Source organism: Coleofasciculus sp. E1-EBD-02, from assembly GCF_040218245.1.
Taxonomy (GTDB): domain Bacteria; phylum Cyanobacteriota; class Cyanobacteriia; order Cyanobacteriales; family Coleofasciculaceae; genus Coleofasciculus.
In genome coordinates, this window is sequence record NZ_JAVJQN010000225.1 from 35,470 (window position 1) to 51,589 (window position 16,120).

Genomic DNA, 16,120 nt, shown 5'->3' on the forward strand with positions numbered 1-16,120 from the left:
ATCCGTTACCAACACAGAGACTGTCTAAACCCACACCCACCATAAGACTACCTGATTTTAGGCTGGCGACTGGACAAACTTGGGTGATAAGGCGAAGGATTCCCCAAAGGAAAACTTAAGCGCAGACGAGAGCGATTTTTGCTTCACGGGTAACTCAATCACAAACTCTGTCCCTTGTCCCGGTTGAGAAATACAGGTCAATTGTCCCCCATGTTTATCCACCACAATTGAGTGGGAAATTGATAAGCCTAAACCCGTCCCTGTGCCAATGGGTTTGGTGGTAAAGAAGGGATCAAATATTTGGTGTTGAATCGCTTCGGGGATACCCGGACCATTATCCTTGATCCGAATAATTACCCGTTCAATCGGTTGCGAGTTCTGGGGTTCGTTTTCTGGTGACTCCTCCAATGGTACAACGGGTAATTGAGAACTCACTGCCGTACATATCGTAATTTTGCGGGGTTCTGGGTGGGTGTCTAAGACATCAATGGCATTCCCCAGGATATTCAAAAACACCTGATTAAGCTGACTGGCGTAGCATTCCACCGATGGCAAGTTGCCATAGTGTTTGTCAACCTGAATTTCTGGATGATTCAGTTTTGATTTGAGTCGATGCTGTAAGACAAGTAACGTGCTTTCAATCCCGTCATGGATATCCACTGGCTTAATCTCCGCCTCATCCAAACGGGAGAAATTCCGCAGGGATAAGACAATTTGGCGGATGCGATTGGCACCTTCTTCCATGGAGTTCAAGAGTTTGGGAAAGTCTGCCCTAACAAAGTCTAAATCAATCGCCTCAATCTCGGCTTGAATTTCGGCAACAGGTTGGGGATAATGCCTAGCATAAAGTTGCAATAAATGCAACAATTCTGTCCCATATTGACGAGTATAGGTAATATTCCCGGCAATGAAACCAATCGGGTTATTGATTTCGTGGGCAATACCCGCCACCATCTGACCCAAGCTAACCATTTTTTCCTGTTGAATCAGTTGGGTTTGCGTCTTTTTGAGTTGATCTAAGGTGTGCTGGAGATCCTGGTTTTTGACTCTCAACTCCTGTTCCGATTTCTGCAAGGCTTCCTCCGCCTGTTTGCGATCGCTAATATCCCGGATAATTGTGGAAAACACCTCCACCTCTCCAGTTGCGCCGGGATGCGCCATCACCACTTGAGATACGGGAATTTCCCAACCATTTTGGTGCAGGAGTGAGGTTTCACCTTGCCATACTTTGTCCTGGATCACGGTGGGTAAGGCTTCGGCGAACAACCGTTGGTTCACCGACTGGGGATGGAAATCCCACATCCGCAGATGGCTGATCTCCTGATCTGGATCAAGTCCCACCAATTGCCGCCCCGCCTTATTAATATAGAGAAGCGTCCCATCCGGTTCACACATACTGACAAAATCGGTGGTACTTTCCAAAATCGCCGTCAATCGCGCCGTTTTTTGTTCTGCTTGCTTGCGCTGGGTGATGTTGGTACTGGTACTCACCACCCGATAAATCTGCCCCTGTTGATCACGCAGGGGGGTTAATGTGGTAATCCACCACCGTTCTTGTCCCTGTACACTAAAACATTCTTCATAGGATAGGGATGTTCCCGTCTGGACACAGGTTGTGTAATGTTCAGTTATCGTGATTGCCCGATCCGGCGGTAAGATCGCACCGAGGGGTTGATTCCGTAACTGTTCGGCGGGGATACCGATTAACTGTTCGTAAGCGGGATTCACATCCACATAACGGAATTCCCAGGATCGATCAGGTTCACTCTGGTGTTGATGAACATCGACGACACTAATGGAGTTTTCCACACCATTGAGGATGCTGCTTAAAAATTGTTCTCTCTCTTGTAAGGCTTCCTCGGCTTGTTTGCGATCGCTAATATCGGTAATCATTCTAAGTACGCCGACAAATCCTCCTTGATCATTAAATAGTGGCGTCGCCGAAATAATCGCCCATAGATTTGATCCATCTTTGCGGCGAAACTTGAAATCGTAGCGTTCCTGGATTCCTTGACGGCGACGTTCTAAGTAGGTTTGGATCAGCGGTTGGGATTCGCTGTCAATAAAATCAAACAGCGATCGCCCCTGCATTTGTGCGATCGTATACCCTAGCATTTGCGCCATGCGACTATTGGCGAAGGTGATTTGGTTATTCTCATCAAACACCCAAACCCCTTCGGATGCGGTTTCCACGATACAGCGATAATGACGTTCCGATTCTCGTAGGGCGGCTTCGGCTTGCTTGCGTTCTGTGATGTCTTCAAAAATCCCTAATAGATACTGGGGTGTATCGGTTTCATCCAGCAAGGGGACTTTCTTGGTATTAACGATGCGTTCGCCGCGATGGGGCGTGTTCAAGGGGGCTTCGGGAATATCGACTAACGTACCCCCCATGAGAATTTGTCGATCCTTCGCCCGTAAGAGTCGGGCGTTCTGGTAGGGTAAAAAATCATAGTCACTCTTACCCAGAACTTGGGCTTTCGAGTAACCCAAGAGTTCTTCGCTGGTTTTGTTCCAGTACATCACCTGCAACTCGTTGGCATCTTTAATAAAGACACCCACTGGGAGATTCTCGATCACGGAGTTGAGAAAGGCTTGGGTTTCCCGCAGTTGAAGTTCTGTTTGTTTGCGATCGCTAATATCCAGGATCACGCCATCCCGCCATTGGACGACACCATTCTCATCCCGCGTCCCTTGACCTTTATCATAGATCCAAGCGATTTTGCCATCGGCGCGGACAATCCGGTACTCCAGCATATAGGGGTGTTGGTTGTCAATACTTTGCCCCACGCTTTCTTTCACGCGACGGCGATCGTGAGGGTGGATAATACTGTCAAAGGAACGGATGCGATCGCCAATAAACTCTGACGCCTCATAGCCAGAAATATCCTGAATCGCTGAACTCACAAACGTCATCATCCCCGTCGAGTTCCAGGTACAACGATAGACAGCGCCCGGAATATTGGCAACTAACGCCTGAAATTGGGCTTCGCTGTGTTGGTGCGATTCCTGTGCCTGTTGGTCTTTGGTGGAGTTGGGGGTAGATTCAAGGGAATTGGGTAAAATAGCCATGATTTTCTCCACACTCAGATGCGTGGCTCAACTATTGCGAGGGTTTTGCGGGAGTGAACGGTTGAATGCTTAAAATTTTATTAAATTTTCTCGCCTTTAACATAAAAAATGTTAATCGATGTTAACGTTTGCCATTATGCACATTCATGTAACTAATTGTAAAGTCCTTAGCTCAAATCGCCTGTCATCTACCACACACACCCAGTTTCCTCAGTGGTAGGTGTTGTCAGTGCCAGGAATGGTCAATGGAAAGATTCTGATTCGAGGAGAGGTTGACCATTGGTAACCAACCAACTCACCCATGATAAGGCAAGTTCTTAAATCGAGCTACATCTACTGATTTTTCTCTGATGAAAGCGATCGCACTCGGTATGAACAGGGGAGTTGTCTTAAATCTAATGGCACTGAAATCAGCCGGAGGGAATCGCCGAAACCTTTGATATACCGTAGTGGCGTGGCACGGCACACCTTAATTGGTGGATTAGAATTGTAGGGGCGCATGGCGTGCGCCCAATTTCACGGTCAAATCTATTCCACAATTTTAGCTGTGTCAGTCCAGTAGCGTGGGCATTGCCCACCTGCTTTAAGTCCGTGGCACTCGTGTTAAATCGGTAGGCACAATCAAAATTAACGGCGGGGATTTTCATGCGTCATCCTCCCTACCCATTCCTAATTTCAATGCGTGACGGCTGAAAGTTTTCTCAATCTCAACGGTCCACTTTAATCGTGTCCGACTCCTTAAGAGTAACGATCAAACCCAGCTAATCAAGTCGCTCTTGTTACGTTAATTCTCGCCACCTACTTGATCTGACTTCCCAATCACTAATATCCAAAATTCTATCGAAAATTTGTTAAAATTGATACCAAATACCAGAGAATATAAACAAAAGGTAAGTTTCTTAGCTTATTGGAGTATATATTTCAGTTAATTAGACTACAAAATAAGCTCATTTTTACAGAAAAAATTCCCCTATCTAGAGATAGACAACTTGCCACGCTCCAACTGTTTTATGGGTGAATCAGCCAACAACTTAACGAAACCAATAGCGCTGTACTCCCTACAAATTCTCTGTAATTAGACAGTTCAGGAGTGGCAAGCTGCCAATGTAATGGGATCGCTATCTTGTCACTGTTTAGTAACCTACAAGTAAGCTTTGCATAAAACTGATGCAAGTTTTAAATCGCCTAATATGACGCTTCATCGCCAAAATCAATCAGTCGAGATCAAAATAGGTCAAATCCTCCTCTCAGACATTAAAATCGGGCATTTCTTAGCAAAAACAGCACTTTTGAGCCAGAATTGAGACGTACCTGGCTTAGAGTAAGCCAAGTTTCACTTTGATATAGTTTGACAGCGTTCGCTTGTCTTTCTCGGCTTCCTGTTTAAGCTGCTGCTTTTGCTCGACAGTCACTTTGATCGTAATCGTGGTTCGTTTCATCTACGTCTAGTCACCTCAGATTCTATACAGTAATACTTTAGTATAAAAAAGTATTAAAAAGTGTTACCTAATAAAAGAAATCTTAAGAAACCAGGAATTGCTCAGATTGAACAAATATCCTGAAGGGGAAAAGTAATAATTTGATTATAAAGATTTTTGATAAGCATAAAGAAAATGCCATGAATCGATCAGAGATTTGAGGCAACGATCTATAGCGACTCATCGGTGACAGTTGTCTATTTTAGAATTTGCCGACATTCAATCCCTAGGCAATTCATCGGCAATCTAAAGGTTTCCGCTTGAGTCCAGGATTTTACTTATTAACGATTAAAGTTTGCAGTGTTTTCCGTGTGTTATGGCTTATAAACTTTCCCAAAGTTGTACTGGGTGTGATACCTGTCGTGTCCAATGTCCAACGGGTGCAATCAAAGTCAAGGATAACCAGACGTGGATTGATCCGAATCTGTGTAACAACTGTGAAGGGTATTATCCTGAACCTCAATGTGTGATTCACTGTCCCATCAGTTCCCCCGTTCCCGCCCATGGGAAAAAGGGACGATACAAGCTGAATCAAAGACCTGCTACCAGTCCGGACTTATTTGCCGATGACAAAACCAACCCATTTGCCTCCTCCATCGTCATCTGGGAAGCGTGCAACCTATTAGCACAGCGCCGTTCTCTCCCTTGGCACACTGATGCATCTGGAAAACTCTGTTATCAGCGCCAGGTGCGTCAAGGTCAAGGTGAAATGGACTTCTGGCTAACTGATACATTTGATACAGACTCAACTGATACGTTATCGACTGATGAAGCACAAGCGACACTTGAGGCGATGGATATCAAAGCCACCTGTCTTCATTTAATTTATGCCGCATACGCCACAGCATTAGAGAAACCGTGGCAGGAAGAGTTTACTCTCAACGATGTGCAAATTGAGAACTATTTGGGATTAGAGAAACGCACAGATTTGAGTAAAGCGGCTAAATTAAGTCTAATCAAACAGCTTGCCCAGCAGCCTTGCCAAATTAGCATCGGCGCTCATTGGTCAAAGCAAGGTAAAGTCCCAGAATTTAGCATTCCCCAAAGTCGCTTGTGGCATCTTCAGCCAATTGAACATCATTTTCAAGAAGATGAACAAGGATATAAACATTTAGTTGGCTTAACCTTTCGGATTAGGGCAGGACTTTGGGCAAAATACTTCTTAAATAGGCAAGGCTGTCAAAACCGAACTGCCTTCTATCAGTATGGTAATCTGCCTCAAACTTTACTCAGCGCCGTGATGAGTAACTGGCAACATCATGAAGGGGCGACGCGGATGATGTTGTGGTTGCTGTTTAAAACCAGAATCGGCAAACGGCAACGGATTACTGTACCCACATTAATGCGGGTGGCGTATGGAGAGGACAAACTTCTGCGGGCGTCTTCCCAGCGAGATGAACGAAAACGTCTGGTGCGGACATTTGAAACCGATTTAGAAGTTCTCAGTCATTATGGACTCAAACCTGTGTTTGATCCGGTGACGTACTTACCAGAGATTCAACCCATGTGGGCAAAATTAGGGGAACTTCCCGACGATGCGGATGCGGCGTTAGAGTTTTGGATTCAAGATGGAAATAGTAATAGACGGTTAACGGATGCAGCGCCCCGTGGCAAATGGAACCTGTTAATGAAAGCCCGGATTTTATGGTTTGAACTGAAGTCAGAATGGGAACACGCGCTAACTACCGTTGAGCCGAACAAGGTACGATTGACCAAACGAAAGACTAAATCCCAGTCATCTATACTTTCTGGCGCAGATGTTATCGCGGCGAGACAACGTAACAAACTCAGTCAACGCGACTTAGCGCAATTGACAGGTAAAAGCCAAAGCTGGATTCGAGATATCGAGAAAGAACGGTTTCGGATAAAATTAGAAGACCAACGGCTGTTGCAGCAAGTGCTGGGTTTAGCGGAGTTGAATTCTGGATAAGGGTTCAGGGATAGCACAGTTGCAGAGACGTTACCTGCAACGTCTCTACAAAGGTTTATTGTCAACAGCTTCATCATTCGGGTTCCCATTCCGTTGAATCAGTTCTTTTCCCAAGCGTTGTTGGGAACTATCAAGTAGTAATTGATTCCACGCGATCGCATCCGGTTGTTTCCCGATTTCTGGCATCATTATCCTATCCCTCTCATTGTCTTTAATTAGGTTCGTAGGGTGCGTTAGCGGAGCGTAACGCACGATTACTATAACTAACCAGCTAGCGAAATCAAAGGTCAAGTCAGGGCGGGTTTAGTCACATCTGGGTGCAACCGAAAAGACAATAGTGAAACCCGCCCCTACACACACGCCAGGTTCTTCTACTCAGAACGCCTATCAATCAACACTTCACCCCCATCGCGGTTTAGCTTCAATTGAATCACCCCCTGAAACTCAGAATTAATCACCCAATAACTAACCGTTCCCAGCACCACAGGCGTCAGCAGAATATGCAAGGCGATCATAATTTTAGCTGCACTCAAGTTCCGTTGTTTGGTCATTTCGATTAACCTCTTAACTCAACTGCTTCTTACTATCGCCGTTGCAATTAAGAGATTACGCTGAAACTTAGGCTAACATAGCTAACATATGCTAACATTCGTCTCATGGAACCGCTACCCCACGACTTTTTGACCAAAATCGCTCGCGACTATGAGCTTTCCCCGGAACAGGAAGAGGCATTTGTGGCACGTTTTAGTCGCCAAGGGAATGAATCAGACTTAGCTGAATCGATTTATATTTCTCCTAATGCCTTTCGCACTCGCATGAGTGGTGTCTATAAGAAGTTCAGTATTGGTGGTAAAGGTCCCGGTAAGCTACGGAGACTGCATGACTTGCTCATCCAGAAGTATCACGCCTCTCATCCAACTTCAACTCCTCAGACTTCTACTCATGAGGTAGAGATTGATACCCTGGTGCAAGAAATACGCCAGAAAATCAAACCCAGCATCCAAAAGCAGTGCGGCACAATGAAAGTGCTGGACATGACTCAACCTATCGATTTGAAGGATATTTATACCAAAGTCAATATTCTAGAAAAAGTCATTGGGCGTAGGCGGTTATCGACTAATGAATTGATGCAAGGTTGTAATCTAGACGCCGAAAGCTTTGACCGTCTAGGATTCGGCAAAGTAAAACAGAGAGGAATATCAGGATTGGCAGCAGTCCAAAAATATGACAAGTTGATGGTATTAGGCAAACCGGGTGCGGGTAAAACGACGTTTCTCAAATATTTAGCGATTCAATGTGCTAAATCTAAGGTTTTGATGGATAAAATTCCTATTTTTATTACGCTCAAGCAATTTGCCGAAACGCAAAATCAGCCAAGTCTGACAACCTACATTAATCAAATTTTCGATAACTGCAATGTTACTGAAGCTCAAGTCGCTGCAATTCTTCAACAAGGAAGCGGGTTAATTCTACTAGATGGCTTAGATGAGGTTAAGGAAGAAGATGCTGATCGCGTCTTAACTCAAATTCAAGCTTTTACCGAAAAGTATGATGCTAACACCTTTGTCATTACTTGCCGGATTGCTGCACGAGAGTATACCTTTGAAAAGTTCACAGATGTTGAGGTTGATGATTTTGACGATAAACAGATTCGCACATTTGCTACCAAATGGTTCCAGGCTAAACAATCAGATTTAGCTGATTATTTTATCGAACAATTAGAAAATAACGAACCTATTAAAGAACTGGCAAGCAATCCACTGTTGTTGACGTTACTGTGTATAGAATTTGAAGATTCTGGGGAATTTCCAGCTAACCGTGCTGAATTGTACAGTCGAGCCATTCATACACTTTTGCGGAAATGGGATGCGAAGCGGCGGATTGTACGAGAGCAGGTTTACAAGAAATTGTCAGTACAGCGTAAAGAGGATTTATTGAGTGAAGTTGCTTTTGCTACCTTTGATCGGGGTGAGTATTTCTTTAAGCAAAGAGAGATTGAGCGGTATATTGCTGATTACATTCGCAATTTACCCGATGCTAAAACAGATCCGGAGGCTTTGTTATTAGATAGTGAGGCAGTTTTAAAGTCGATTGAAGCCCATCATGGGTTATTAGTAGAACGGGCGAGGGGCATTTATTCCTTTTCTCACTTGACGTTTCAAGAGTATTTTACGGCTAGAGAAATTGTGGCTAAGCCTGATATTGGTTTATTAGTCAGTAAGATAACTGAAAAGCGCTGGCGTGAGGTGTTTTTGCTGACGGCTGGCAGGATGCGGAATGCTGATGAACTTGTGCAGCAGATGAAGCAAAAAATTGATGAGTTGGTAGCTAGTGCAAGAAGGCAGAAATAACTGAACAGCTAATATCTCCCCCAGCTCCCTCAGCTCCCTCAGCTCCCCCAGCTTCATCGTCTCTACGAAGCTGCTCAAGTATTTTTGCCGCGATGCACTAGTGATGAGAAATTACAGCGTTTCCTTGTCTGGGTCAATCAAAAATCACTGTCTGTCGAAGTTCCCTACAAGCCCTCTGATGTTAGAGCTTTTCCCTATGCTGTTAGAGCTTTCTATTTCGTCCTCCCCCTCTCCGACTACCTCATGTTCTTCCCCGCCCTCGACCGCGACCGCGACCGCGACCTCGACCTCACCCTCGCCATCGACCTCGACAACGCCCTCGCCCTCACCCTCGACCTCGACGGCGCCTTCGTCCTCGCCCTCGACCGCGCCCTCGTTTTATCCCGTGTCCTCAACGGCTCCCTCTCCCTCGACCTCTCCCGCAACCCTGAGTTAAAACAGTCGCTTCAACAACTTAAAAATCAACTTCCTAGCCAAGAAGAAAATGATAAAGAGCAATGGTGGCGAGTTAATGGTAAAGCTTGGACTGAACAACTAAGAGCAGCAATGATTAAGCATCGCAATATTGGTCATGACTGGCAATTCAGTGGTTCACAAAAACAACTATTACAGCAGTATTACGACGCCAATAAACTGCTAGTCAATTCCCTCAACAGCGACTGTTATATCAGCCAGGAAGTACGACAGGAGATAGAAGACACCTTATTATTACCCATCGCTGAAATTGAGAAGCGCAAATCCCATTGGAAGCCAGGAAATAAATTTCCGACTTAAAGCTCAAGTAAGCTAAAGCTTACTACATGACAGAGGTTTTCAAGTTGGTGAGGTAGATTATTTAATTTATGTCTTATCCCAGAGTAATCATGCTTTTCTCGTCATCTAACTGTATCTGATAAATCGGCAATCTGCTGTAAAGGCTCTGAACTCGTTTTAACGGGTTCTAGCTTTTAGCCCGTAGACGCGAAGCGGCTTCTCGAAGAGTACTTTAGTTCCGAGCTTATTTCGGCTAGTTTAAACAAAATATCGCCAACTTGGAAGCCAGGAAATAAATTTCCGGAACCTAAAGCTCAAGTAAGCTAAAGCTTACTACATGATAGGGGTTTTAAAGTTGGTGAGGTAGATTATTTAATTTATACCTTATCCCTGAGTAATCATCCTTTTCTCGTCATCTAGCTGTATCTGATAAGCCGACAATCTGCTGTAAAGGCTCTGAACCCGTTTAAACGGGTTTTAGCTTTCAGCCCGAACTTTAGTTCCGGGCTTATGTTACATGACAGGGGTTTTCAAGTTCGTGAGGTACATTATTTAATTTACACCTTATCCCTGAGTAATCATCCTTTTCTCGTCATCTAGCTGTATCTGATAAACCGACAATCTGTTGTCAAGGCTCTGAACCCGTTAAAACGGGTTTTAGCTTTAAGCCCGTAGACGCGAAGAAGCCAGGAAATAAATTTCCGGCTTAAAGCTCAAGTAAGCTAAAGCTTACTACATGATAGGGGTTTTCAAGTTGGTGAGGTACATTATTTAATTTATGCCTTATCCCTGAGTAATAATCCTTTTCTCGTCATCTAACTGTATCTGATAAGCCGACAATCTGCTGTAAAGGCTCTGAACCCGTTTTAACGGGTTTTAGCTTTTAGCCCGAACTTTAGTTCCGGGCTGATGTCGGCTGTTACTACTGTACCTGATAAATCGGCAATCTGTTGTAAAGGCTCTGAACCCGTTAAAACGGGTTTTAGCTTTTAGCCCGTAGACGCGAAGAAGCCAGGAAATAAATTTCCGGCTTAAAGCTCAAGTAAGCTAAAGCTTACTACATGACAGGGGTTTTCAAGTTGGTGAGGTACATTATTTAATTTATACCTTATCCCTGAGGAATCATGCTTTTCTCGTCATCTAACTGTACCTGATAAACCGACAATCTGTTGTAAAAGCTCTGAACCCGTTTTAACGGGTTTTAGCTTTAAGCCCGTAGACGCGAAGAAGCCAGGAAATAAATTTCCGGAACCTAAAGCTCAAGTAAGCTAAAGCTTACTACATGATAAGGGTTTTCAAGTTGGTGATGTACATTATTTAATTTACACCTTATCCCTGAGTAATCATCCTTTTCTCGTCATCTAGCTGTATCTGATAAATCGGCAATCTGCTGTAAAAGCTCTGAACCCGTTTTAACGGGTTTTAGCTTTTAGCCCGAACTTTAGTTCCGGGCTTTAATTCCGGGCTTTAATTCCGGGCTTAAGCTGTAAGGAGTGTGCTTCTCTTCCTACCCTAATCGCACATCCACCTGCTTCCCAGTTGTCAATCCGTACTCATAACCACTATGATTTAGCCGTGAGCGAAAACGCCAACGATACGTCAAATCAGATACAGCACCGAGAGAAATTCTATGGTAAGCGTTCACTGCCAACAATAAAGAGGAAGAGAAGACAGTACCCTTTACCTATACAACAGGCAGTACAGAACAACCCCACTTGAAAAATTCTAACCTGAACTGCCAAAATGCCAGCAAACCCTTAGAGAGGAGACAACTAGAATGCTAGAAGCCTATCGCCAACACGCTGCTGAACGCGCCGAACTCGGCATTCCCCCCCTACCCCTAGACGCCAAGCAAACCACTGAACTGTGTGAACTGCTGAAAAACCCGCCGCCGGGGGAAAAAGAAACCCTAATGCACCTAATTCGCGATCGCGTTCCTCCCGGTGTTGACGAAGCCGCCTATATCAAAGCAGGCTTCCTCACCGCCATTGCTAAAGGCGAAATCACCAGTTCCCTGATTAGTCACCAAGGTGCCGTAGACCTTTTAGGGACAATGGTAGGGGGTTACAACGTCCAATCCCTGGTCGATTTACTCAAATCCCCAGACAACCCCTTAGCATCAGAAGCCGCGATCGAACTGAGTAAAATCACCTTGGTGTATGATACTTTCAACGATGTCCTCGCCCTCTCAGAGGTCAATCCCTACGCCAAACAGGTGGCAGATGCTTGGGCAAATGGGGCATGGTTTATCCGCCGTCCCAAACTCCCCAAAGCCATCAACGTCACTGTCTTCAAAGTTCCCGGAGAAACCAACACCGACGATCTTTCTCCCGCCACCCACGCCACCACCCGCCCGGATATCCCCCTCCACGCCTTGGCAATGCTAGAATCCCGGATGCCGGATGCCTTGGAAACCATTGCCAAGCTTAAAGAAAAAGGCTATCCTGTGGCTTACGTTGGCGATGTTGTCGGTACAGGCTCCTCCCGGAAATCCGCGATTAACTCCGTACTTTGGCATATTGGGGAAGATATTCCCTGCGTTCCCAACAAACGCGCAGGTGGGTATATTTTAGGAAGTGCGATCGCGCCAATCTTCTTTAACACCGCCGAAGACTCCGGGGCATTACCCATCGAGTGTGATGTCACCAAGATGGAAACCGGAATGGTGATTACCATCCATCCTTATAAAGGCGAAATCACCAACGAAGCCGGAGAAGTCATTTCCACGTTTAAACTCAAACCCGAAACCATCCTGGATGAAGTCCGCGCAGGTGGGCGTATTCCCCTATTAATTGGGCGGAGTCTCACCGATAAAACCCGTGAAGCCCTGGGATTAGCCCCCAGTACCCTCTTCACTCGTCCCACCATGCCAGAGGATAGCGATAAAGGCTTTACCTTGGCACAGAAAATGGTCGGCAAAGCCTGCGGCTTACCCGGCGTGCGTCCCGGTATGTCTTGCGAACCCTTAATGACTACCGTTGGTTCCCAAGATACCACCGGTCCCATGACCCGGGACGAACTCAAAGAACTCGCCTGTCTGGGATTCAGCGCCGATTTAGTCATGCAGAGTTTCTGTCATACCGCCGCTTATCCCAAACCCGTGGATATTACCACCCACAAGGAACTCCCCAACTTCTTTTCTACACGCGGCGGTGTCGCTTTGCGTCCAGGGGATGGGATTATTCACTCCTGGTTAAACCGGATGTTATTACCGGATACGGTAGGAACAGGTGGCGACTCCCACACCCGTTTCCCCTTAGGCATTTCCTTCCCCGCTGGTTCCGGGTTAGTCGCATTTGCAGCCGCTTTGGGGGTTATGCCCTTAGATATGCCCGAATCTGTCTTAGTCCGATTTACGGGTGAATTGCAACCCGGTGTCACCCTGCGGGATATTGTCAATGCGATTCCTTATGTGGCGATTCAACAAGGCAAATTAACCGTTGCTAAAGAGAATAAGAAAAACGTCTTCTCTGGACGGATTATGGAGATGGAAGGCTTACCGGATTTAAAAGTTGAACAAGCCTTTGAACTCACTGATGCGACAGCAGAACGGTCTTGTGCGGGTTCAACCATTAAGCTGGGCAAAGAGACAATTTCCGAGTATCTGCGTTCCAATATTGTGCTATTGACAAACATGGTGGCGCGAGGCTATCAAGATGCCCGCACTCTGATGCGTCGTGTGGCAAAAATGGAGCAATGGTTGGCAAATCCGGAGTTAATGTCAGCGGATGCTAATGCCGAGTATGCGGATATTATCGAAGTCAATTTGAACGAAATCAAAGAACCGATTGTCGCTGCCCCCAATGACCCGGATAATGTTAAATTGATGTCCGAATGTGCTGGCGACAAAATTGATGAGGTGTTCATTGGCTCATGCATGACCAATATCGGACATTACCGGGCGGCTGCCAAAGTGTTAGAAGGTGCAGGAAAGGTTAAAGTTCGCCTCTGGATTTGTCCGCCTACCCGGATGGATGAAAAACAACTGCGGGAAGAAGGAATTTATGATACCTTTGCAGCAGCGGATGCACGGACGGAAATGCCAGGATGTTCTCTATGTATGGGGAACCAGGCGCGAGTTGAAGATGAGGCGACGGTGTTTTCAACCTCAACTCGGAACTTCAACAATCGCATGGGCAAAGATGCGCGAGTTTATCTTGGTTCGGCGGAATTAGCTGCTGTTTGTGCGCTGTTGGGACGGATTCCCACGGTTGAGGAATATACGGCGATTGTGACGGAGAAATTGAATCCTTTTGCTGGTGATTTGTATCGCTATTTGAATTTCGATCAAATTGCTGGGTTTGAGGATGAAGGACGAGTGATTCCGTTGGAAGAAATGCCCAAGATTGAGGATATTTTGGGGATGCCGACAGCGGCGCGATAGGTTGAAAACCTAACCCCCTAACCCCTTCCCTGCCAGGGAAGGGGGAACATGAACTCCCCTCTCCTTGCAGGAGAGGGGCTGGGAGAGAGGTCATTTAAAATGTAACGATAAAACCCTATCTTAATCCTTTATTATGAATAACCCCACTCCCCCGCCACCTCCAATCCCCAAAAAGGTGTCAACACATAATATTGTTATCGGACAAAAAGTCACCTCAGCTAAAGTCCAGCGTGCCAAGGAACTCCGTCGCCAAATGACCCCAGAAGAAACAATCCTTTGGCAACACCTTCGCGCTAATCGCTTGAATGGCTTTCATTTCCGTCGTCAACAAATTATTGATGGATTTATTGCCGATTTCTATTGTCATGCGGCAAGATTATTATTGTTAAGCTAGGGAAGAGAAGAGATAAAGGAGAACACTATGTCTAAGCAAGATTTAAGCAGCATAACCAATACACCGAGTACCGAAAGCGCATCCTCTAAAGAAAACACTCCTGTAAAGGACAATCACGTCCTAGCCAAGCTAATTCTTGAAATTCAGCAAACACCGGAAGAATATCTACCCAACCTACTGCAAATCGTGCGCTTATTCCGTGAAAGCGTGACAATGACACCTGTGCGATCGCAGGTTTCGGAACAGGCAATGGACGAAATTGAGAATCCTGATCCTGTAAAAAAATCAGTACGACAGATTGCGCTGAGTGAACTGCTTAGGCAATGGGAAGAAGAGGGAGATGAACAGGAGCAAACAGAAACTGCTAAAATTCTCCGTAAGGCACTAGAAGAAGATCCGGTATCTATCTAAACCATTCTATGAGCAGAATAGTATTGCTAGATTCTGGTCCTTTAGGAATGGTGACAACTCCTAAAGCTAAATCTCCTATATATCAGGAGTGTAAACGTTGGTTTGATTCTTTGGAACCAAAGGGCTACACAGTAATATTGCCAGAAATCGCAGACTACGAAGTTCGGCGTGAATTGCTTCGCGCAGGTAAGGTGGCAGGTATCAGGCGACTCGATCAACTTAAAGCTGTACTTACCTACCATCCCATTACTACAACAGCAATGCTCAAAGCGGCTGAACTTTGGGCAGAAGCACGAAGGAGAGGAAGACCAACGGCAGATTCCAAAGCACTCGATGGGGATGTGATTTTGGCAGCTCAGGCTATATTGGTGGAAGAGGAGGGAAATGATGTGATAGTTGCTACAACTAATGTGAGGCATCTGTCTCAGTTCGTTGATGCCCGTGAATGGCGGCTAATCAAGTAATTTTATCTGTGGATAGGAAGTTAAGCCTATGTGAGGTATAGCGCAATAGTCTTCTCTATGACAACCTGAAATTTCAACTTATTTTACAAATATTTTTTACAAGATTAACAATGGAATTTACTTCAACAGAGGGATATATAGCGATCCTAAATTGGTTGTGGCAATTTTCAAAACTGAAACCCTTACTATACCTAAGTTTCAAGCTGTTCACTTGTTGCATCCTATTTAGGATTGCTATATATGGTATATGCAAGATTGGTATGAGCCTGAAATTGAACCTCATGAACAAGCTCAGAAGCACATGTGGGCTATTCTCGATAGAATGAAAAAAGGGAAAAGATATTGATAATTTATTTACAAATGAAGATATTTTTTAGTATTTTGTTGTGAGTAAAAATATTTAATTCATAATTTCAAATTGTAGAATTCTACTCCCTCACTGCATCAGAGAGGGAGCATTCCATGCGATCGCACTCTCCTATCCAGAACATGCGATCGCCTCCCCTCATCCTCCAATAACCGCTTTTTGCGCCGTTGCTAGAGACACAGATACCGTTTCCTCATCCGGTTGCGGGTCAAATACGACGACAAACGACGCATGGGGTATAAGCTGACGCAGACACCGCAAGTGACCATCCGCATCAGACCGACTGCGGAACCGACCCACGATCGTTCGTTGCATATTCGGTAGGAGTTGAGCGATCGCCCAGGGAGTTAGTCGTTGTCGGTAAGTGATTTGATTGGAATTGTATGGCATAATTAGATAGTCCGTAAGGAACAAAGGAAAGGGCGTTAGTCAGTCTCTTGGTGGGGATGTACTAACGCTTTTTCTTTTATGATTAAAGAGCAAGACACAATATTTGTCAATTGTCAATACTTGACG

General features: G+C 45.3%; 12 protein-coding genes and 1 pseudogene. 7 read left to right on the forward strand and 6 right to left on the reverse strand.

All coding sequences use genetic code 11. From position 1 onward, the window contains the following. Positions 1 to 57 precede the first annotated feature (57 nt). From RIC07_RS34020 to RIC07_RS34030, 3 genes are all read right to left on the reverse strand, one after another. Positions 58 to 3,072, reverse strand: coding sequence for a PAS domain S-box protein (locus RIC07_RS34020; protein ID WP_446398370.1), 3,015 nt, complete (start codon positions 3,070 to 3,072; stop codon positions 58 to 60). Positions 3,073 to 3,405: 333 nt separating this feature from the next. After that, entirely contained in the window at positions 3,406 to 3,573 is a 168-nt protein-coding gene (locus RIC07_RS34025) for a hypothetical protein (protein WP_446398371.1), read from the reverse strand. 815 nt (positions 3,574 to 4,388) lie between these two features. Further along, positions 4,389 to 4,511 (reverse strand): hypothetical protein, encoded by a 123-nt coding sequence (locus RIC07_RS34030; RefSeq protein WP_446378589.1) that lies wholly within the window; start codon positions 4,509 to 4,511, stop codon positions 4,389 to 4,391. Positions 4,512 to 4,866: 355 nt separating this feature from the next. On the opposite strand from RIC07_RS34030, the gene RIC07_RS34035 reads away from it, so the two are divergent. Next, the gene (locus RIC07_RS34035; RefSeq protein ID WP_446398372.1) at positions 4,867 to 6,480 is read left to right on the forward strand and encodes a helix-turn-helix domain-containing protein; all 1,614 of its coding nucleotides are present in this window, start codon (positions 4,867 to 4,869) and stop codon (positions 6,478 to 6,480) included. A gap of 45 nt (positions 6,481 to 6,525) precedes the next feature. Here the strand turns inward: RIC07_RS34035 and RIC07_RS34040 are convergent, their stop codons facing one another. Then, positions 6,526 to 6,669 carry a hypothetical protein gene (locus RIC07_RS34040; RefSeq protein ID WP_446398373.1) on the reverse strand — a complete coding sequence of 48 codons (144 nt, stop codon included), beginning with the start codon at positions 6,667 to 6,669 and terminating at the stop codon, positions 6,526 to 6,528. Between the two features lie 182 nt (positions 6,670 to 6,851). Next, a complete protein-coding gene (locus RIC07_RS34045) occupies positions 6,852 to 7,031 on the reverse strand; it encodes a hypothetical protein (RefSeq protein ID WP_446398374.1) in 180 nt (59 codons plus the stop codon). Positions 7,032 to 7,136: 105 nt separating this feature from the next. On the opposite strand from RIC07_RS34045, the gene RIC07_RS34050 reads away from it, so the two are divergent. The 6 genes and pseudogenes from RIC07_RS34050 (at position 7,137) to RIC07_RS34075 (ending at position 15,237) form a co-directional block, all read left to right on the forward strand. After that, positions 7,137 to 8,831 (forward strand): NACHT domain-containing protein, encoded by a 1,695-nt coding sequence (locus tag RIC07_RS34050; protein WP_446398375.1) that lies wholly within the window; start codon positions 7,137 to 7,139, stop codon positions 8,829 to 8,831. 243 nt (positions 8,832 to 9,074) lie between these two features. After that, complete coding sequence (locus RIC07_RS34055; protein ID WP_446398376.1) at positions 9,075 to 9,605, forward strand: NACHT C-terminal helical domain 2-containing protein; 531 nt, start codon at positions 9,075 to 9,077, stop codon at positions 9,603 to 9,605. 1,756 nt (positions 9,606 to 11,361) lie between these two features. Continuing rightward, entirely contained in the window at positions 11,362 to 13,968 is a 2,607-nt protein-coding gene (acnB, locus tag RIC07_RS34060) for a bifunctional aconitate hydratase 2/2-methylisocitrate dehydratase (RefSeq protein ID WP_446398377.1), read from the forward strand. Positions 13,969 to 14,101: 133 nt separating this feature from the next. Beyond that, positions 14,102 to 14,353 (forward strand): annotated as a pseudogene (locus tag RIC07_RS34065) (endonuclease domain-containing protein); the annotation flags it as partial. A gap of 36 nt (positions 14,354 to 14,389) precedes the next feature. Beyond that, positions 14,390 to 14,773: a hypothetical protein gene (locus tag RIC07_RS34070; RefSeq protein ID WP_446398378.1), complete on the forward strand. Its 384-nt coding sequence runs from the start codon at positions 14,390 to 14,392 to the stop codon at positions 14,771 to 14,773. An 8-nt stretch (positions 14,774 to 14,781) separates the two neighbouring features. Then, a complete protein-coding gene (locus tag RIC07_RS34075; protein WP_446398379.1) occupies positions 14,782 to 15,237 on the forward strand; it encodes a type II toxin-antitoxin system VapC family toxin in 456 nt (151 codons plus the stop codon). A gap of 505 nt (positions 15,238 to 15,742) precedes the next feature. Here RIC07_RS34075 and RIC07_RS34080 read toward each other — a convergent pair. Continuing rightward, positions 15,743 to 15,994, reverse strand: coding sequence for a hypothetical protein (locus tag RIC07_RS34080; protein ID WP_446348245.1), 252 nt, complete (start codon positions 15,992 to 15,994; stop codon positions 15,743 to 15,745). Positions 15,995 to 16,120: the final 126 nt, after the last annotated feature.